Annotated in this window: 17 protein-coding genes; 6 read left to right on the forward strand and 11 right to left on the reverse strand. The window is 59.4% G+C overall.

Features of this window, described 5'->3' with window-relative positions; translation table 11 throughout:
- Positions 1-78 precede the first annotated feature (78 nt).
- Complete coding sequence (locus F451_RS0102785; RefSeq protein WP_026291457.1) at positions 79-2814, reverse strand: bifunctional acetate--CoA ligase family protein/GNAT family N-acetyltransferase; 2736 nt, start codon at positions 2812-2814, stop codon at positions 79-81.
- 217 nt (positions 2815-3031) lie between these two features.
- Here F451_RS0102785 and F451_RS0102790 point away from each other — a divergent pair, with 217 nt between their 5' ends.
- The 4 genes from F451_RS0102790 to F451_RS0102805 all read left to right on the forward strand — a co-directional run bounded on the left by F451_RS0102790 (position 3032) and on the right by F451_RS0102805 (position 6253).
- The gene (locus F451_RS0102790) at positions 3032-3748 is read left to right on the forward strand and encodes a hypothetical protein (protein ID WP_020679832.1); all 717 of its coding nucleotides are present in this window, start codon (positions 3032-3034) and stop codon (positions 3746-3748) included.
- Positions 3749-3984: 236 nt separating this feature from the next.
- Entirely contained in the window at positions 3985-4182 is a 198-nt protein-coding gene (locus F451_RS0102795; RefSeq protein ID WP_020679833.1) for a PA3496 family putative envelope integrity protein, read from the forward strand.
- Positions 4183-4585: 403 nt separating this feature from the next.
- Positions 4586-4789, forward strand: coding sequence for a PA3496 family putative envelope integrity protein (locus tag F451_RS0102800; protein ID WP_020679834.1), 204 nt, complete (start codon positions 4586-4588; stop codon positions 4787-4789).
- 423 nt (positions 4790-5212) lie between these two features.
- Positions 5213-6253, forward strand: coding sequence for a nucleoid-associated protein (locus F451_RS0102805; RefSeq protein ID WP_020679835.1), 1041 nt, complete (start codon positions 5213-5215; stop codon positions 6251-6253).
- Positions 6254-6302: 49 nt separating this feature from the next.
- Here F451_RS0102805 and F451_RS26530 read toward each other — a convergent pair whose 3' ends face one another.
- A complete protein-coding gene (locus F451_RS26530) occupies positions 6303-7058 on the reverse strand; it encodes a GGDEF domain-containing protein (protein WP_020679836.1) in 756 nt (251 codons plus the stop codon).
- A 255-nt stretch (positions 7059-7313) separates the two neighbouring features.
- The gene (gene trhO / locus F451_RS0102815; protein WP_020679837.1) at positions 7314-8297 is read right to left on the reverse strand and encodes an oxygen-dependent tRNA uridine(34) hydroxylase TrhO; all 984 of its coding nucleotides are present in this window, start codon (positions 8295-8297) and stop codon (positions 7314-7316) included.
- 617 nt (positions 8298-8914) lie between these two features.
- Between trhO and hisC the strand changes: the two genes are divergently transcribed.
- Positions 8915-9985 (forward strand): histidinol-phosphate transaminase, encoded by a 1071-nt coding sequence (gene hisC / locus F451_RS0102820; protein ID WP_020679838.1) that lies wholly within the window; start codon positions 8915-8917, stop codon positions 9983-9985.
- A gap of 27 nt (positions 9986-10012) precedes the next feature.
- Here hisC and F451_RS0102825 read toward each other — a convergent pair whose 3' ends face one another.
- From F451_RS0102825 to F451_RS27030, 5 genes are all read right to left on the reverse strand, one after another.
- Positions 10013-10987, reverse strand: coding sequence for a ribonuclease Z (locus F451_RS0102825; RefSeq protein WP_020679839.1), 975 nt, complete (start codon positions 10985-10987; stop codon positions 10013-10015).
- Between the two features lie 365 nt (positions 10988-11352).
- A complete protein-coding gene (locus F451_RS0102830) occupies positions 11353-12522 on the reverse strand; it encodes a type III PLP-dependent enzyme (protein WP_020679841.1) in 1170 nt (389 codons plus the stop codon).
- Between the two features lie 210 nt (positions 12523-12732).
- Entirely contained in the window at positions 12733-13335 is a 603-nt protein-coding gene (locus F451_RS0102835; RefSeq protein ID WP_026291458.1) for a CBS domain-containing protein, read from the reverse strand.
- A gap of 121 nt (positions 13336-13456) precedes the next feature.
- Positions 13457-14338, reverse strand: coding sequence for a PhzF family phenazine biosynthesis protein (locus F451_RS0102840; RefSeq protein ID WP_020679843.1), 882 nt, complete (start codon positions 14336-14338; stop codon positions 13457-13459).
- 65 nt (positions 14339-14403) lie between these two features.
- Complete coding sequence (locus F451_RS27030; RefSeq protein ID WP_020679844.1) at positions 14404-14574, reverse strand: DUF1127 domain-containing protein; 171 nt, start codon at positions 14572-14574, stop codon at positions 14404-14406.
- Positions 14575-14741: 167 nt separating this feature from the next.
- Here F451_RS27030 and F451_RS0102850 point away from each other — a divergent pair, with 167 nt between their 5' ends.
- Complete coding sequence (locus tag F451_RS0102850) at positions 14742-16172, forward strand: aminotransferase-like domain-containing protein (RefSeq protein WP_020679845.1); 1431 nt, start codon at positions 14742-14744, stop codon at positions 16170-16172.
- Between the two features lie 30 nt (positions 16173-16202).
- Here F451_RS0102850 and F451_RS0102855 read toward each other — a convergent pair whose 3' ends face one another.
- From F451_RS0102855 to F451_RS24625, 3 genes are all read right to left on the reverse strand, one after another.
- Positions 16203-17903, reverse strand: coding sequence for a hybrid sensor histidine kinase/response regulator (locus F451_RS0102855; RefSeq protein ID WP_020679846.1), 1701 nt, complete (start codon positions 17901-17903; stop codon positions 16203-16205).
- Positions 17887-19050, reverse strand: a complete 1164-nt coding sequence (ercA, locus tag F451_RS0102860) for an alcohol dehydrogenase-like regulatory protein ErcA (protein WP_020679847.1) — start codon at positions 19048-19050, stop codon at positions 17887-17889. The genes F451_RS0102855 and ercA overlap by 17 nt, the downstream gene beginning before the upstream one ends.
- Positions 19051-19140: 90 nt before the next feature.
- Complete coding sequence (locus tag F451_RS24625; protein WP_020679848.1) at positions 19141-19509, reverse strand: TraR/DksA family transcriptional regulator; 369 nt, start codon at positions 19507-19509, stop codon at positions 19141-19143.
- Positions 19510-19668: the final 159 nt, after the last annotated feature.

The following is a 19668-nucleotide window of genomic DNA, read 5'->3' on the forward strand; positions in this document are numbered from 1 at the left end:
CTGCGGTGCTGAACCGGGTCAATGCACCACCCTGCGGGGCGTGCGACGAGCACCCACCGGTGCGTACAGCCGGCCGGTTCAAGACTGCAACCGATACATCTGCCATTCCTCGGTTGGCTCGTTCAGCATCATGACCATTTCGACCACGTCTTCTTCGGCATTGAAGCGGGTTTTGAAACCCAGTTTGCGGGCCAGTGTCTGCATACCCCGATTAACCGGCAAGGTCGTTCCGTACAACTGCAGCGTTCCCCGACTGCGACAGTAATCAATCAGCTTTTGCATGAGTACGGCCCCAACGCCCTCGCCCTGCAAATCGTCCCGAATCACAATGGAGAATTCACTGCGCACATTATCTGCATCCGTCACCGCGCGCACCACGGCCAACGTTTCGTTGCCTGACCCGTTTTCTCGCGGTGCCGAGACAACAAACGCCATTTCGCGGTCATAGTCGATCTGGGTCCAGTTGGCCAGCTCGTGGTGGGTTGGCACACCCCGGCTGTAGAAATAGCGCATGCGGATCGATTCAGGGCTGAGATGATTGTAAAAATCCAGGTGATCGGGTTCGTCCTCGCCACGAATGGCACGCACCACCGCCTGTCGACCCGAGCGCCGCAGGCGAATCGTCTCGGTCAGATGCTCAGGGTAGGGCGAGATTGCCAGATGGACGGGCTCAGCCACCGAAACGGCCACATCAACCGCCAGCAACCCGCGCTTGTTTAGCAACAGCGGGTTGATTTCAAGCCCGGCGATATTGGGCAGATCAACCACCATCTCCGACAATTTGATCAGCAGCTCACACAGCTGATCAACATCCCGCTCAACCTGGTAGCTGTTTTCACAAATAATGTCATAGACCCGCGAGCGCTTTACCAGGGTACGTGCCAGGGCCTGGTTCAGCGGCGGTAACATCAGCTGGCGATCCGCCAGCACATCCACCGTGTAGCCCCCGGCACCAAACAGCATCAACGGACCAAAGATTGGATCGCGTGTCACGCCAAGGTTAATCTGCAGCGACTGAAAGCCGCGTTTCATCTGCTGCACGCAATACCCCATGACCTGCTCATCACGAAAACGCTCGCGCACACGGTATTCGAGCCGGGTCACCGCATGCTTGACCTCGCTGATCGAGTACAGATCCAGCGCCAGATCGCGCCAGCGCTGTCGAACCTTGTCGTCATAGCTGAATGGGTAGACATTTTCACTGTGCAGTACCCGTACCGCCACAGAACCGCCCAGCTGCTTGGCAGCCTCGACCACACCCTCGACCGTATCGGCGTAGTAGGAATGGGCCACCGGCACGCCGTACAGATCCAGCAGTTCACAGGCTTCGGCATGATGCAGATAGTCACGCCCCTGCTCCAGCGCCTTCGCCACCAGGTTACGGGCCTGAATGTGGTTCTGGCTGTTCTGCATCAGAAAAGGCGCCGGTGTCTGGCGCATGACTTCCTGGTTGTGCTTGTAACGCACCATCTGCAAAAACGCATCAACCGCTTCCTCCGGCGTGAGGAAGGTTGCGATACCGGCGGTATTAAAATAATTGCGCGCCGCAATGGCCGTGGCACGTCCCATCCAGCAACTGAGCACATTGCGCGCCGTGACCCGGGCGACAGCAATCACGGCCTGGGCGGTCTCGGCACCCGGGGCCAGGTGAGTCGGCGCATGTATCACCAGCACCGCATCCACTCCCGTATCGGCCACCAGTATTCGCAGCGCGCTTGCAAAACGCTCGGGCGTGGCGTCGGCATTAAGGTCGACCGGGTTACGCCGGTTCCAGCCATCGGGCAGTAATGCCGCCAGTGCCTCGCAGCTGGCGTCGGACAACTGCGCCAGCTGGCCGCCGCCGCGCAGCAAACGGTCGGTCGCCAATGCATTAGGCCCCATGCCATTGCACAGGATTGCAAGCCGCTCACCGCGCAGGGGCTTCATGCGCGACAGGGTTTCCAGCGCATGGAACAGCTGATCCGATGTCTCAACCCGCAATACACCGGCACGGCGCAACGCCGCATCATAAACCCGATCCTCGTCGTACACACCGGGCGCCAGCTGGGCGCTGTGCTCAGCGTCCTGCACCACATCTGACTTGAGTACCAGCACGAGCTTGTTGCGCGATGCGCCGCGTAACGCCGAGAGAAAGTTCCGGGCAGAGCCGGTCATTCGATCCATTTGTAGCAGGATGGCCCGCGTATGCGGGTCCTTGGCCAGATAGTCGATTACCGCCGGGATATCGACATCCACGCTTTGCCCCAGGGTTAGAAAATGGGAAAAACCAATCTCCTGCCCATTGGCCCAGTCAATCATTGCAGTGCCAATCAGTCCTGACTGGCCCACATACGCCACCTTGCCGTTACTGATATTGACATGGGAATAACTGGCGTTCATATGCGAGCCCGGCACCAGCAACCCCATGCAGTCAGGCCCCAGAATTCGAATTCCGTAAGGGTGTGCCGCATCCAGCACTTCCTGGTGCAGCGTGCGCTCGGTTTTGCTGTCTCGAATCGACAGCCCCCCGGTCAGAATCAGGGCCGCCTTCACCATGTGGGCGCCCAGCTTGCGGATGATATCGGCCACGGTCTGGGGCGGCGAACAGATGATGGCCAGGTCCGGCATTTTCGGCAGTTCACTGACCGTTTTGACACAAGCCACACCGCGTACGGTATCGTAGCCCTGCGCATTGACGACGATCAGCTCTCCCTCGTAACCGCCGTCGAGCAGATTCTGCAACACGACACCACCCATGCTGTCATCCCGTTCAGAGGCTCCAAAAACAGCGATGGATGCGGGTTTGAAAAAGCGCTTCAGGTATTTAGTCGACACACGACGCTTCCTATTTAAACGGGCCGGGTAAGATTGCGCATTCGAATCAGCTTACCATTTTAGCCTGCATTGCCGGTTACGGGGGCGACTCAGGTCATATCAGGTTCGACTCGCGCCGCCCGGCAGCGCCACGGGGGGGCGACGGCCTGTCAGCGACAGCAAACTCGCATACAATACAGCGCTCAGGATCCCTTCAGACAAAGGACAGATATTCCGCATGCGCCTGCCCAACTTACGCTTGTTTTTGCCTGCCCTGCTGCTCGCTGGCTGCAGCAGCGCTCCGCCACCGCCGGTTGTCACTCCGGCCCCGCCACCGACCCAGCCGCCAACCGAGGCACCGCGCCTGACCGAAGTCTTGCCCGACCCTGTACGGCCACAGATCCATGCCCTCAAGGCAGACCCCGGCGAGCTTGCCCAGCGCTTTGTCGAAGACTACCAGAAGCAGGCGTTGTATAGCGGCCAGCACGCCGCCACTCTGGCGCGTCAGTACCAGTTTCGGGAAAACCGCTGGTCAACCCAGCAGGACCGGCTGATGATGATCTTTGACAACAGCCAGGGGGATACCGGTTTTGTCGCCTGGAGCCTGAGCCCCACGGCCACGGCCACCTCCCTGCGCGTAAATGATTCCAGGATCGGTCAGCGCTTTGCGCTCATTCTTCGCCCGGCACGCCTGTGCTTTGCGATTAATGCCGCCCAGGCGCCAAGTTGGGGTACTGGCCGCTGGAACTATGATCCGCAGCGCCCCGGCTCATTCGAATGCAACGGCCTCACCAACAGTTCCGCTTTCAAGCCCGGGACCCGTCTGCCGGCTCTACTGGGCGCCTACTTTTCAGAGGGCGATGCGGTACTGATGTTTGACAGCCGCGGACAGCGTGATGAGATCGCGGGCGTACTGGCCCAGCTATTTCCCTACCTCACGTTTAGCCCGCGCTAGCCGATAAAACCGGCCTGAGTCCGGCGCAACAAAGGCGGCCCCAGGCCGCCTGTTTTCCCAATTGCAAATCCAATGCGGCAAGCTCTAATATCTGTTCCATACTAGTTTTAGGAAGTTACCCATGAGCTGCCGCACGGCAGGCTCTGGGCGTATGTCGCTGCCACAAGTCAGGACGCAAGCAGCGACACCCGCATTTTCAGCAAGGCATTGCACGGACAGATGTCGAGAACAGATTTATGAGCAAAAAACACAACAGCAGCGACATGACAGACGACGATGATGTCGTGGACTGGGACTCCGAACCGGAGATCAAGGAAGACGCCCCCATTAAAAGTAAAACCATCGATCCGGCTGCGCGGCGCCGAATCGAGCAGTTGCTCGAAGAGCGTGCCTTGAGACAGCAGATTAGAGATGAGTTTGACGACGACTATTAAACACCGCTTCAGTGCCGCCTGTTAACAGACGTCCATCCCGGAACCGACCCTCTGCGCCGGTTCCAGCCCCGCTTGCACGCATGCTGCCACAGCCCCGATCAAGCCCGTCCGCAGCCCCAGCCCCCCGCATCGGAACCCCCTGGTGAGAAATTTACGGCGCGTCGAAAAATTCACTTTACCCGGCGCCAAAAGCTGCTATATATTCGCGAAATGGACTGCAGGGCCTATTGTCAAGCTCCAAATGGCAGCAATCCGACAGGCACCCGGCAACCCGGCAACCCGGCGCCCGGCAGCCCGGCGCTCCTGAGTGCAAGCACATCGGCACAGTGGCGCGCTATAAATTATCCACCGACGGGGCCCCGTCCCTGTTTGATTTCAACCTGAGATGTGAGAACGAGAGCCGATGGGCACCAAAATTCGTGTCGATCAAGTCCCTGCGGACGATATCGAAGACTGGGACGACGACTTTGAAGACCGGGACACAAGCACCCGTGGCAAAAAGATCAGCTACAACAGTAAAAAGCGTCGTCAGATAGAAGAGCGTATGGAAGAACGGCTGCTGGCTCGCCAGATCAGCAGCGGCTACGACGATAACCTTTACGAGTAAGCGCTCACCCGCTGGCCACGCACTGGCGTCCCGGCAAGCGGTTCTGCCAGTACCCGCTCATCGCCCGGGTCTCGTGTAGCGTCCTGCGCATTGCCGGACCTATACGTGGGTACCAGTGCTCAACATTGTTGCTTCCCAGCGCTCGCCACACCGGCATAGTTTCGGTTATGCTAGATGAGCACGGGTGTTGTCTGATTCATAGAGCCGAGGTCTTTCTCCAGCGAGCTTGTCCACTCATTGATCAGTTCCCGTGCACCTGCTGTGTTTCCTGCACTCCGCTCGACAAGCCTCCTTAACCACCGTGGCGCACCTCAATGCCCATAGCGTATCCATGTCGCCATTATCACTAGCGCCGAATCCGGCTCGCACCCGGGGTCCTGTTTATCGTAAACTTCGGCGGTCTGAATCCCAGCTGGAACTCCCATGGAACTACAGAAAGTCGCCATCCGATCCCTGGCCCGCGCCGCAGGCGAGCTGACGGCGCTTGATCCGCAAGCGCCCCTGGTACAACAACTGTTTGAAGCCGTCAGTGGCAGCTTTGGCCGCCGTTCGGCCCTGACACACGGTGCCTTTGCCGACGATACGATGTATGAACATCCCTTCACGGCTGCGCTGCTGCCTTTGGCCGGTGACAGCCCCAGCGATGCGGACTTCGAGACACTTGCCGATGTCAGCCTGGCCGCACTGCTGGATAGCGCACAGCCCGACCAACCGGCCGACGCCTGCGACAGCCAGGTCATTTTTCTGCTCTATCAAAGTGACCGCTATCACTACCTGCTGCTCGCACTGCTGGAGCATGAGACACGCCTGAGCCTGGACGCCAACCTGCAACCCATCCAGACTGAGGTACTTGCCGCTGAACGCCTGGTCCAGGCCCTGCGCATTAACCTGACGCGCCTCGGCCGAAGCCAGGACAGTTACCTGAGCTTCGTACCAGGCAAGCGCAACGGTAGCATCGGCCAGGACTTCCCAACGGCACTGGGCTGCAGCCAGGCGATTCCGGCCAGCCAGAGTACCCGCGAACTGATCCGCGCCACCCGTGACTTCTGCAACCAGAACGCACTGCACGAGCGCAAGGATGAAGTGGTCGAAGATGTCGTCAACTATCTGGAACAACAGCGGGGCGAGCAGCGTCATGCGTCGCTGAATGAAGTAGAGCGCCTGTTCGATGCCTATATCCCGCCCAGCGAAGATTCGGCACCAGGCTCGAGTTTCGGCGAATTTGCCAATACCGAGCCCTACCAGGTCAGCCAGGAATTCCAACCCCACCGTGGCACCCTGAAGGCGCTCAGCAAGGTCAAGACCAAGTCGGATAACTGGCAGCTGGATTTCGCCCGCCGCTCCCTGGGGCCCCAGGGCTCGGACCGCGATATCCTGTTCGACGAACAGGGGCAGACCTTGACCCTGCGTCGCCTGCCGACGCGAGTGATTCAAACCATCCGCGACGCCCTGGAGCAGGAATAACGCAAACGCGCAGCGAATCTCTCAATGCATGCGACCCGGCGGTCGGCGATCAGGCCAAGCCTGGGCCTGCAGGGCGCCGGTCGAGACCACACACCCGGTTGCGACCTTCGCGCTTTGACCAGTACAGCCGTTCGTCCGCGCGCTGCAACAACACAGAGGCCGCCTCACCGCGACGCAACTCCGACACACCAAAACTGGCGGTGACCGGTCGGCCAATGCCAAAGTCCGCATCACTGAGTATCTGGCGCATTCGCTCCGCCACCTCCCGCGCCATGGCACCGTCGGTTTCGGTCGCGATGAGCATAAACTCTTCTCCGCCGGTGCGGGCGAGATGGTCTACCTCACGAACCGCTTTGAGCATCAGCGTCGCCACCTGGCGCAGCACCGCATCACCCACGGGGTGGCCGTGGGTATCGTTGATCTGTTTAAAGTTATCGATATCGAACAAAATCACCGACAGCGGCCGCCGAAAACGCTGCGCACGGCCTGCTTCCTGTGCCAGCAGCCCCTGAACATGACGATGGTTGATCAGCCCGGTCAGGCCGTCGGTCGAGCTTTCGCGCACAAGAATGGCCAGCTCACGAAAACGGCGTACCGCAAAGATCCCGATATAGATCGGCAGGAATAACCCCAGCGAGAACAGCATGTCATCGAGATCAACGGCTTCATAGGCCCGACTGAAAGCGTACAGCCTTTCGCTCAGATCCAGTCGGCTGACAGCATAAAAAATGATCAGCAAGAGCAGACAACTGAGCAAAAACTCACGCAGCCAGCGACGCTTGTTCAAGTACTTGTGATTATCCAACGAGGACTATCCAGCTCGGATGAGAGTACGGCACAAGCAGCCATTGTAAGGACGGCACTGACCCTAAACAACAAGAACGTCGCAATTGAAAGACAGTTATCCACGCAGGTTTCCTGAACGCCGCGCGATTCATGCCGCATAGTGCTCAGGAGCGAATGATCAGGAAGTGGGGCCGTCCTGCAGCCACACGCCCCGGTCAATAAGTGCTGGCGAATAAGGCCCTGTCGAGAAACAGGGCCTGAGACAAATCAACGGTCAGGAAGACTGCTGTGCCTGGCGCTCGCGCAACGCCTTTTTCTCGTCCTTGCGCTTGCGAATGGCCTTGGCCGCATCGGCGCCCAGGTGCTCTTCGCCGCGCTGCCTGGCGAGTCTTACCTGCAATTCCCGCTGTGCATAACGGCTGCGTTGTTCATCGGACAGCGCATCAAAACAATGCGGACAACTCACACCGGCCATGTATTTTTCGCTTTCCATGTCAGCCTGGGTAATGGGTAAACGACAGGCATGGCATTGCTCAAAACTACCGCGTTCCAGGTCATGATTGACCGTGACCCGATTATCGAACACAAAGCACTCGCCCCGCCACAACGACGACTCCTGCGGCACCTCCTCCAGGTATTTGAGAATGCCGCCCTCAAGGTGATAGACCTCGTCAAAACCCTGCTCCTTCAGGTAGGCGGTGGATTTCTCGCATCGAATGCCGCCGGTACAGAACATGGCGACCTTGGTATGTTTCGCGGGGTCAAGATTCTGCTGGACGAACTCGGGAAATTCACGAAAGGTCTTGGTCAGCGGATTCACCGCGCGCTCGAATGTGCCAATCTGCACTTCATAGTCGTTGCGCGTATCGATTACCACCACGTCCGGGTCCGCGATCAGGCTGTTCCAGTCCTGGGGCTTCACATAGGTCCCCACCACCTGGCGCGGATCTATGCCCTCGACGCCCATGGTAACGATCTCTTTTTTCAGCTTGACCTTGGTGCGGTAAAACGGCATCTCTTCGTTAAACGATTCCTTGTGCGACAGGTCTGCCAGCCGCGGATCCGAACGCAACCACGCCAGTACGGCATCGATCCCCTGGCGTGAACCGGCCACGGTACCATTCACACCCTCGCGGGCCAGCAGCAGAGTGCCGCGCACCCCGTTGGCCTCCATCACATCGTGCAGGGGCTGGCGCATGGACTCGAAGTCCTCAAGGGTCGCAAACTTATACAGGGCACAAACAACAAACTGAGTCATATCATTTCCATCGTGCGGTCCGGGGCGTAAGCCCGGAGCAGGGTTAAACAGGCGACGCATTATACCAAACTGGCGCCAAACCACGATGCCTTCGAGGCGCTAAGCGCCATGCAAAAGTCCGAAAGCCCCCGGCGCAAATCCGGTACTGAACTTTTGCCCGCGCAATGACTCTACTAAGACGGATCAAGCATTCCCTGGGATCAGGGGGTGGTTGGTCCTATCATCAGCCGGCGCCCCCGGTGCCTGTGGGACGTCGGCTGACTTTATTGCACCTGCATACCTTGCAGCAGATGCACCAGCTTTCATTTTAAGCCAACCCCGTAACGGCTCCCCGCTCTGCTGACCCGCTATTCAACAGGCTGCTAGCAGCCTGTCGGACTTACCACTGATCTACTGCGGAAAAGCCGAATTTAGTCATTTTATGTACTCTTTTTTGTTAAATAGAACCACTATTCGCCTCAAAAGAGCTCAAAAACTGCCGCAAATCGGTCTTTACCTCGCTACGATCGGCCAAGCCCGACAGGCCGCTAGGCCTGCGCCCGACCAACCTGTTATGCTAGTCGCCAATCCAAGTATCGCCACGGCGCCCTCTCAACCCATCCTGTGAAAGCACTGCAATGAGCAAATTCTGGAGTGACGCGATCAAGCACCTGGTTCCCTATGTACCGGGAGAACAGCCCAAAGATCTGCAGATCGTCAAACTGAATACCAACGAAAACCCGTACCCTCCCTCGCCCCGCGTCATGCAGACACTGCAGAATTTCGAATTCGGGCGGCTGCGCCTGTATCCCGATCCCGATGCCCGGGCTCTGAAGCAGGCTCTGGCGGACTACCACGGTGTCGCGCGGGACAACATCTTTGTCGGCAACGGCTCCGATGAAGTGCTGGCGCATACCTTTATGGCCTTCTTCCGCCAGAGTGCGCCACTGCTGATGCCCAATATCAGCTACAGCTTTTACGATGTGTACTGCAATCTGTACGACATTCAGTACCAGGAAGTGCCACTGCGCGAAGATTTCAGCATCTGCCTGGATGACTACAGTCAGACCAACGGCGGCATCATTTTCGCCAACCCCAACGCTCCCACCGGCTGTATCCTGAGTCTGGACGAAATTGAACAGCTGCTGCAGCGCAATACTGAATCGGTTGTGGTGGTCGACGAAGCCTACGTCGATTTTGGTGCCCAGAGCGCCGTTGCCCTGACGCAACGCTACGACAATCTGCTGGTGGTACAGACCTTCTCCAAGTCACGCTCCCTGGCAGGACTGCGTATCGGCTTTGCCATTGGACATCCAGACCTGATCGACGGACTGGAGCGGGTCAAGAACAGCTTCAACTCCTACCCGCTGGATATGCTCGCCATCAGCGCCGGTGTCGCTGCGCTTGAGGATGAAGACTACTTTCGCAGCACGACTGATCGCATCATTGCCACCCGCGAATGGACCTGCAACGAACTCCACGCCCTGGGGTTCGTCGTGCTGCCCTCGGGCACCAACTTCGTCTTCGCACAGCACCGTTATCTGGAAGGTGCCGAGTTGATGGGGTACCTGCGCGCCAACGGTCTGCTGGTGCGTCACTTCAGCCGACCGCTGATCAGCAACCACCTGCGCATAAGCATTGGCACCGATGCCGAGATGCAGCAGCTGATCGAAACCCTCGGCAAGCATCCGGACATCATCCGCCTCTGAACGGCAAAGGGACGCGCCGACTGAACGTTATTCGAGCACGCTATTGCGTTGCAGGCTGCCATCGGGGGCCAGTTCGAAACGATCATAGTCGGCCGCAAGCCACAGGTCGCCCGAGTAGCCTGCACGCGCCTCTTGCTCCAGCCGCGCCAGCGGCAAGCCTCGAGCGCCACCCTGCTGATAGCGCGGGCTGAAATGAGTCAGAATCAGGTGCGGCAGTGCCAGCGACTGGGCAAAGCCCGCAACCTGCGCTGCGCTGGAATGCATCGGCGCTGACCCGATCCGGATCAGCGTTTCAGCGTCATAGGTTGCCTCGTGTACCAGCAGGTCGATATCCCTGCAGGCCTTGCGCAAGCATTCCGGACTATCGTTGTCACCGCCAATCACCAGCCGCCGTGCACGCCATGCAGGCTGGGTGTAATCCTCACTCCTCGCCAAACCGCCGCCGGCCAGCGGTACAGCCTCACCCCGCTGCAGCGCACCCCAGAGGGGGCCGCGGGGAATTGCATCACGCTCGAGGCAATCAACCCGTAACCGGCGTGGCACCCCACGTTCGACAAAGCGGTAAGCGAAACTCGGTACCCGGTGTGACAGTGGCCAGGCCGACACCTCGAAGTCGTCGAGCTCAAACCCGGCTGGCAGCCGGGTCACGTCAATAAACTCCAGCGGATAATCAAGATGTAGCGCCGTGCTGGTAAAGACCGCCTGCAGATAGTCCCAGATGGGGGCCGGAGCGATGAGCGTCAGCGCCTCGCGGCGGCCATTGAGCTGCGCCGACGCCAGCAGACCCGGCAGGCCATAGCAGTGGTCGCCGTGCACGTGCGTGATGCAGATGGCCCGCAACCGCAGCACCGATAACGGCGTGCGCAGCAGCCGGTGCTGGGTGCCTTCACCACAGTCGACCAGCACCCAGTCGCGCCGCCGGGGCAACGACAGCGCCACCCCCGACACATTGCGTTGCCGGGTGGGCGCGCCGGACGAGGTCCCAAGAAATATCAGCTGCATAGGTGGTGGATTCCAGGGTTGCCGTCGCGCGCCACAGGCCGCGCGCTGATCCTGCCAGAATGCCGTGCAATGGCGCAATCCTGCACGCCGGCGCAGCGTGCGGCATCCGGGCCGGCTTCACCCTTTTCTTTTACCTGATACACCATCGGCCGGCAAATTAACCCGCAACCCCTGTTAAGGACCGGCCTGCCGCTGATCTGCGCGGTTCTGTTACTGGACTGGCCCCCTGAGCCGAAACGCTTGATAACGTCGGGCGTTATCCACACAGGATCGAAACCTGCCTGCCAGAGCGCGCGGAGCAAGGTTTGAAAAATGAATTGTCTGGCAGGACACTCGGTTCAGCCGCCCTGCCCTTGCATCACCGGTTAGGCAACGTAGTATTTCAGCGGCGGAAAACCGTTGAACTCAATTGAGCTGTAACTGGTGGTGTAGGCGCCGGTGGAAAACCAGTACAACCGGTCACCCATCTCCAGTGACAACGGTAGCTGATAGCGATAGCTTTCATACATGATGTCCACACTGTCGCACGTGGGCCCGGCCAGTATAACCTCTTCAAATTCAGCCGCAGGGTCTTCATCCCGCTCACTGGCCAGCGGGTACTTGATGGCTTCATCCAGGGTCTCGATCAGGCCATTGAATTTGCCCACATCGGTAAATACCCAGCGCTCCAGCGCCGTGGCGGACTTGCGTGAAATCAGTACGACCTCAGACACCAGAATGCCGGCATCACCGACCAGCGAGCGGCCCGGTTCCAGAATGATCTCGGGGACCTCATCACCGAAATCTTCCTGCAGAAAACGCGTAATCTCCTGCACATACACCGCAAACTCATTGGCTTTGTGCAGATAGCTGGCCGGAAACCCGCCGCCCATATTGATCATTTTCAGCCCGATACCGTATTCGCTCAGCAGGCGCTCAAAGATAAACTTGACCTTGGCAATGGCGCCGTCCCAGACATCGATATCCCGCTGCTGCGAGCCGACATGAAACGACACGCCCCAGGGCACCAGACCAAGATCCCGGGCCAGCACGGCCAGCTCCATCGCCATTTCCGGATTGCAGCCAAACTTGCGCGACAGCGGCCAGTCGGCGCCCTCTGAACCTTCGGTCAGTACCCGAATATAAACGCGGGATCCCGGCGCCTGCTCGGCAATATTGCGCAGATCCGCCTCCGAATCAGTGGCATACAACCGCACACCCTTGTCATAGAAGTAACGGATATCCCGCGCCTTCTTGATCGTGTTGCCAAAGCTCATGCGCGAGGGCTCAACGCCATGCTTCATGACCTTGTCCAGCTCATAAATAGAGGCGATATCGAAATTTGAGCCCAGCTGTGCCAGCAACGCGATGACTTCATCGGCCGGATTCGCCTTCACCGCATAGAACACCCGGGCGTAATCGAAGCCCTGCACCAGCTGCGTGTATTTCTGGCGAATATTGTCCAGATCAATCACCAGACAGGGGGTGTCCTTGCTATCGGCAATCGCCTTGGCACGTTGCCACTGTTCGGGGCTGATATGTTCTGGCAGCTTCATCTGGTACGGCACCTCTCAATAGACGATGGTCAGGGCCACAATCATGCAACTGGCGAGCAGATCGTTTGCTCCATGCCACCTGGGCCCCATAAAAAAGAACCCGCAGTGATGGCATCAGCGCGGGCTCTTTTCTGAATTTTCGCGGAGTATAGAGCAATGAGATCAGGGCGCAAATCTTTTCGCCACTGCGGGCAAATCTCCCCCGCTCGTTTAGAGCCCACCACCGTGGGCTACGATCTTTTCAATCTCGGCAAACGTCTTGGCCTCGTACATCACATCGAAACTGACCTTGAGCAGGCGCGAAATATCACTGGCCGAGATGACACCCCGTACCCGCTTCACGCCGGCATAGCCCTCATCGATCACCACGACGTGCTGCTCACCGGATCCCTGCATGGTGAGCATCAAGTCACCAATGGTGGCATCGGCAACCTGATCAAAGGTGAGACAGCGAATACTGGCTCTATCCAGCATGATATGGCGCACCTGCACATCAGTCCTGGCAATGCCGCTCTTGTGCGCATATGCCATGGCCCGGGTACCGGCAATGTCGCGGGCTGTAATCACGCCGGCAAACTGCTCCTTGTCATCAAGCACAAATAACATGCGTACATGCTGGCTTTTCATCCATTCCAGCGCTTCGTCGACGCCAAGCTGTGCCGACACGGTAACCGGCGCCGTCTCGACAAAATCGGTCATGGCTTCCAGCGCGGGACTGCGCAGGGTGTAGGGGGGGCGAACCTGGGTGGGCGAAAGCAGGTGGTCGACGCCTGACATGTCCTGCACTCTCAAATGACGAAATTCCTGAAACATAAGCGTTCCTACTGCAATTGTTCTTATAGACGCTAGACAAAGCATAGCGAGTTTAAGAGCATATTTCATCGCGTAAAATGACCTGCAGCGGGCCACTGGCCGATAAGCCTGCCAACTTTTCTCAACTGAGATAGAAATGCCCCTCACTCACGAACCGGGCCTGCCCTTCAACAAACACGGCCTCGGCCCCCTCGGCAGTGACACGAACCTCGGTTTCGATCAGGCTCGGCCGCCCCATCTCGACACCTTGCTCTATGCGCAGCCGATAGCACCCGGGTACAGCGCCCGCCAGCATCCCGGCCAGTGCCGACGCCGCGGCACCGGTGGCCGGGTCTTCCGCAATGTTAAATCCGGGTCCGAACATGCGGGTGCGCGCCGACCGCCGGTCCGCTGCCAGGCTGTATAGATAGAGGTCGGGGGCGGAATGCCCCGACAGCAGACGGCGCCACAGCGCCAGATCCAGCGCGGCGCGCCCAAGACTTTCGACATCAGTCACTTGCAGCATCTGGAACGGTGTACCACACGACGCCACGACCGGTGCAGCGAGCAGTTGTGACGGTTCAAGACCGACCAGCGCGGCGGCTTCCTCGCGGCTCAGCGGGCTGGCAGTCAGCTCCGGCACGCGGACGGTACGAAAACGGGCAATGGCAGCGTCACCCTGCCCCCTAATCTGGACCGGCACATCGCCGACACGCTGCACCAGGGTCAGTGCCGTGCCCTGCTCCGGCGCCAGCCGGCCGAGACGCGCGAGCAGCAACGCCGTACCCACGGTGGGATGGCCGGCAAAGGGAATCTCCCCGCCGGGGGTAAAGATCCGCACGTCAAAGCGGTTGTCGGAACCTGCAGACGTGACGAATACCGTTTCCGACAGATTCAGCTCAGACGCCAATTGCTGCATCTGCGCGAGCGGTAACTCACCCGCATCGGGAAAGACCGCCAGCGGGTTACCGGCGAAGGGACGATCGGTAAAGACATCCAGGGTGTAATAGGCAAGCGCGGACATTTCAATCTCCTGTGCAAATGAGGCGCATGGCCGGCCCGAATCCCGAGCCGGCCAACAGTATCGCGTCAGGCGCGCCAGAACGGCTTATCGCCCTCGTACACGGCATCGGCACGGCTGATACCGATATCCTTTAGCATATGATCGCTGAGTGCCAGCAACTGACGGCGCGAGCGGCGGCGCTGCGCAACCCGGCGCAGGGCATCCAACAGGCGGCGGAAAATCTCAATACTTAACATGGCATTATCCTCCTGCGGTTGATGGCATTCAGAGTAAGGCTGCGACGCTTTCCATTACAGATTCAAAATAAACTTATTTAACCATTACAGATTTTGATTTATCCCAACTGTACTGCTATTTTTCAGACTATCTGTACTGCATTAATATTCTGTACTGAGTAACTGTAATGAAACTCTATGAACAGGTCGCGGATGAACTGCGTCAGCGTATCGAACAGGGCTATTACCGCTGTGGCGACCGCCTGCCATCGATTCGAGCCCTGAGCCGGGAGCACGGAATCAGCATCGCCACCGTACAGGAAGCCTACCGGCTGCTGGAGGATGAGGGACTCGCACAGGTACGGCCGAAATCCGGTTACTACGTCCGGCCGCGGCCGGCCACGCCACAAATGCCGCAAGTCAGTCGCCCAACGCAACGTCCGCTGGAAGTTTCGCAGTGGGAACAGGTGATGGAGCTGCTGTGCGCCAATGAACTGCCCGGCGTGCTCGCGCTTGGCCGCGGCATGCCGGACATCAGTGCGCCGACCCTCAAGCCATTGCACCGTGCCCTGGCTGACGGGCGCGGCGCCAGCCCGATACGCGGCTTCTCCTACGACAGTCTGCGCGGCTCCCCTGAGCTACGCCTGCAGGTGGCGCGTTTGTGCATCGATTCGGGCTGTCGGCTGCATCCGGACGATATTGTCGTTACCACGGGCTGCCAGGAGGCGCTCTCCACCAGCATGCGTGCCGTGACCCAACCGGGCGATGTGGTCGCCGTGGACTCGCCGAGCTTCTACGGCTCGATGCAGGCAATCAAGGCGTTCGGGCTAAAGGCGATGGAAATCCCGACGGATCCGGTGACCGGCATCAGCCTGGAGGCGCTGGAACTGGCGCTGGAGAAGTGGCCGATCAGGGTCATCCAGGTGACACCCACGTGCAACAACCCGCTGGGATACACCATGCCCGAGGAGAACCGCCGCCGGTTACTGTCGCTGGCGCAGCGCTTCGATGTAGCCATTATCGAGGACGATATCTACGGCGACCTGAGCTACCAGTTTCCGCGCCCGCGCACCATCAAGTCATTCGATGGCGACGGCCGGGTGCTGCTGTGTAGCTCTTTCTCCAAGACACTGGCACCGGGACTGCGCGTGGGCTGGGTCGCGCCGGGACGCTATGGCGAGCAGGTGCTGCACATGAAGTACGTCGGCACGGCGGCCTGTGCCAGTCTGCCACAACTGGCGGTCGCCGACTTCGTCGCCCAGGGGCACTACGAGCGTCACCTGCGCCGAATGCGCGCCCAGTACCAGCATGGTCGTGACCAGATGATTGCCTGGGTCGAGCGCTACTTTCCCGCCGGTACCCGCATCAGCTATCCCCAGGGCGGGTTTCTGCTCTGGGTCGAGCTGCCGGGTGACGCCGACAGCGTACGCCTGAACGAGCGCCTGCTCGACCAGGGCATCCGCATCGGCCCGGGAGTCCTGTTCTCGGCCTCGGGCAAATACCGCAACTGCATGCGCCTGAACTACTCGGAGAAACCCAACGAGCGGGTCGAAAGCGCAATCCAGCGCATCGGCGAGGAGTGTACCCGCATGCTGCTGGATATCGAACAGGTAGCCTGATACAGGCGTGGCAGCCTTGGCCGGCAGTCCTTAACCGCCCTGCAACAGATGGGTCAGCAGTGCACGCAGCTTGCCGGGGCGAACAGGCTTTGGCAGTACCGGCAGGCCCTGTTCACGGAATAGCCTAAGGGTGTCAGCGGAGCGATCCGCTGTGATCATGGCCGCCGGGAAACCCTCGCCGTAATGCCGGCGCAGTGCCTGCACGACCTCAAGCCCGGTCCGCCCCCAATCCAGATGATAATCGGCCAGCAGCAACTGGGGCTCCACCCCCGGGGCCTCGGCCTGACACAGTGCCAGCGCCGCTTCGCAGTCGCGCGCCACACTCAGTTCACAGCCCCACTGTTCGAGCAGTGCACACATGCTGAGTAACACATTTTCATCATTGTCGACCACCAGCACCCGAGTACCCGCCAGCGTATCTATCGGGGGGCTGAGCTGCGCCGGCGCAGCAAAGGACACCGGCCCTCTGGCCCGTGGGACCTCAATGGCGAACATCGAGCCCTTGCCCAGACGGGAGCTGACCTCGATACGGTGCTCCAGTACCCGCGCTATACGATCCACAATTGCCAGTCCCAGGCCGACGCCGCGGCGCTCACCGGCATGGTGATCGGGCAGCTGGTGGAACTCGCGAAAAATATCCTCCAGCTTGGAATCCGCAATGCCATCCCCGGTATCCCAAACCTGAATGCTGACCCGGTCGTCCCGGTTGCGCACTCCCAGCAGCACCCTGCCTTGGTCGGTGTAGCGCAGCGCATTGCTGAGAAAATTGCGCAAAATGCGTGTGAGCAACCGGCTGTCACTGCGAATACTGAGGCTACTCTGCTGCAATTTGAGCTGCAATCCCTCACTGGCGGCCACAGGCTGTAACTCCGCCGCCAGCGGCTCCAGGATCGATTGCAGGGAAAACTCGGCAACGTCCGGCCGCACGGCATTCTGATCAAGCCTGGATATATCCAGCAGGTCAGTCAGCAGCTCCTCAGCCCCTTCCAGCGCCATATGCACGCGTTCAATCAGGTAGCCATCCTGCCCGGCAAGCGCACGCTCTCGCAGCGTGGACACCAGCAGCCGCGCGGCATTCATCGGCTGCAGCAGGTCATGGCTGGCCGCGGCCAGGTACTTATCCTTGCTCTTGTTGGCAGCTTCCGCGGCATCCCTGGCCAGGCGCAGCTGCTCGTTCAGTTCGAGCAGCTCTTCAGTGCGCTCAGCGACGCGCTGTTCAAGCTCGGCATTGAGTTGCTGCAAACGCTCGCGGGCACGCTTTCGCTCTGTATAGTCGGCCACAAAGGCTTCGATGATTTCCCCACCGTCGACGCGCTTGAGCAGGATGTTCATGGCCACATCGACGGTGCCCCCATCACGACAACGCAGCCGGGTCTCGTAACCGGTCAGCCGCTCGCTTGTAAGCAGCATCTGGCGTATGGCTGCAAACTCGCCCGGATCGACAAAAAGCTGGGTCGACAGATCCCGCACCTGTTCGATCACCTCGGCGGGCGAGGCATACCCACAGAGACTGGCAATGGCGGGATTGGCAGCCAGTACGCCACCGGTCATTTCCGCCCGGAAGATACCGTGCAGGGCATTTTCAAACAGCCACTTGTACCGGTTACGTTCCTGCTCGAGCTCATGCACCTTGCGCTCAAGCTCAGGGTAATAACTCTTGCGCGCCGACTGGCTGCCAAGACCAATCAGATCCTCAAAGGTGGCTGCGCCTTGTTCAGAGGGCTTCTTCATACATGACCTCGACATCCCGCCGCGAGGACTTGCGCGGATTGGTCAGGATGCAGGGGTCCTTGATGGCATTTTTTGACAGCGAGGGTATATCACTCACATTCACCCCAAAGACACCGAGCGACTCGCGCAGCCCGACCTCCTGCTTGAGTCCAATGATGCGCTGCATCAGTCGCTTGCGAATCTCACCGCTGTTCATGCCGCGAACATCCACACCCAGGGTGTCGGCGATGACCTTGAACTTGTCCGGCGTTTCGCGGTAATTGAAATCGATCACATGCTCGAGCAGCATGGCGTTGCACAGTCCGTGGGGCAGATCCAGGTAACCTCCCAGGCTGTGGGACATGGCATGCACGGCGCCGAGAATCGCATTGGAGAAGGCCAGCCCCGCCTTCATGCTGCCCAGCATGACCTGTTCACGCAGCTGCAGATCATCGGGGTGACGAATCAGGTCCGCCAGGTTGCCGTTGATCAGGCGAATGGCGTCCAGCGCATGCATGTCAGTCATGGGACCGGACCCTGTGGAAACAAATGCCTCAATGGCATGTACCAGCGCATCCACCCCGGTACAGGCCGTGAGAAACGGATCCATGGTCATGGTCGTTTCGGGATCGATAAGCGACACATCCGGTACCACGGACTTGCTGACGATGGAGATTTTTACCCGCTCAAACTCGTCATTAATGATGGCGAACTGGGATACATCCGCCGACGTGCCGGCAGTAGTGGGAATCAGGATCAGCGGTGGAATCGGCACTGAAAGGGTATCAACCCCCTCGAACTCCAGGATGTGCCGGCCATGGCTGCTAACGATGCCGATCCCCTTGGCGCAATCCATCGGGCTGCCGCCGCCCACCGCCACGATGAGGTTGCAGCCTTCGGCCTCATACAGGGCGGCGCCGCGCATAACCTCGTCAGAGCGGGGATTGGGCGAAACCTCGGTGTAGACAACACAGTCAATCAGCGCTTCTCGCAGCGTCTGCTCGACATCTGCAACCCAGCCCGCCTGCTGCACACCTGGATCGGATACCAGCAGAACCTTGCGCGCCCCGAACGTTCTGGCGTAGTTGGCGACCGCCTTGCGGGCGCCCGCACCGAAAAGGATTTCAGGGGCTACAAATTTGCGCAGGTTGGAAAGTTCATGGCTCATGGTCAGGTTCCGTCACCGGGCGGTTATTGTTTTAACTGCATTATACCTGCAGCAACAGCCAACAACACCGACCCGGTGCCGCGCCGGTAACTAACGTACTTCCTGCTGTTGCTGACAGTTCAGGCACAACGGAGATTCGGGTCTTACACTCAGGCGCGCAAAGGGAATCTCGGCATCGCAGCTGCGACAGTAGCCAAAATCCTCGTCCCCTTCGTTGATGCGGCGCAACGCCACTTCCACCTGCCGCAGACGGCGCTCGCTCAGCATGATGTTGGCCTTGGCCATGTTGCGCTGCTGCAAGGCATCGCTGCGCTCGCTGGTATCGAACTGCTCACGATCGGTACCGACTTCTGCCAGCATGTCGCGCAGACCCGCAATTTCTTCGCCGAGGTCGTGCTGCAATTTGTGCAGACGCTGAACAATCAGCTCCATTTGCTCATTCTGTACGGAGTGTTCCATGCGTTGGGCCTCTCTAATAATCAAGTTCAGAAAGCGCCTGTCGGTCTCATGTATCAGGCGTTTCAATGGCAAAAAAAAGGCGGACCCTAAGGCCCGCCTGGATAATCCAGCAGTGGCTCAGGGGTCTGACCGCAGGGGCGTCAGCTCCGAGATGGTACC

This window comes from Marinobacterium rhizophilum DSM 18822, assembly GCF_000378045.1.
GTDB classification, from domain to species: domain Bacteria; phylum Pseudomonadota; class Gammaproteobacteria; order Pseudomonadales; family Balneatricaceae; genus Marinobacterium_A; species Marinobacterium_A rhizophilum.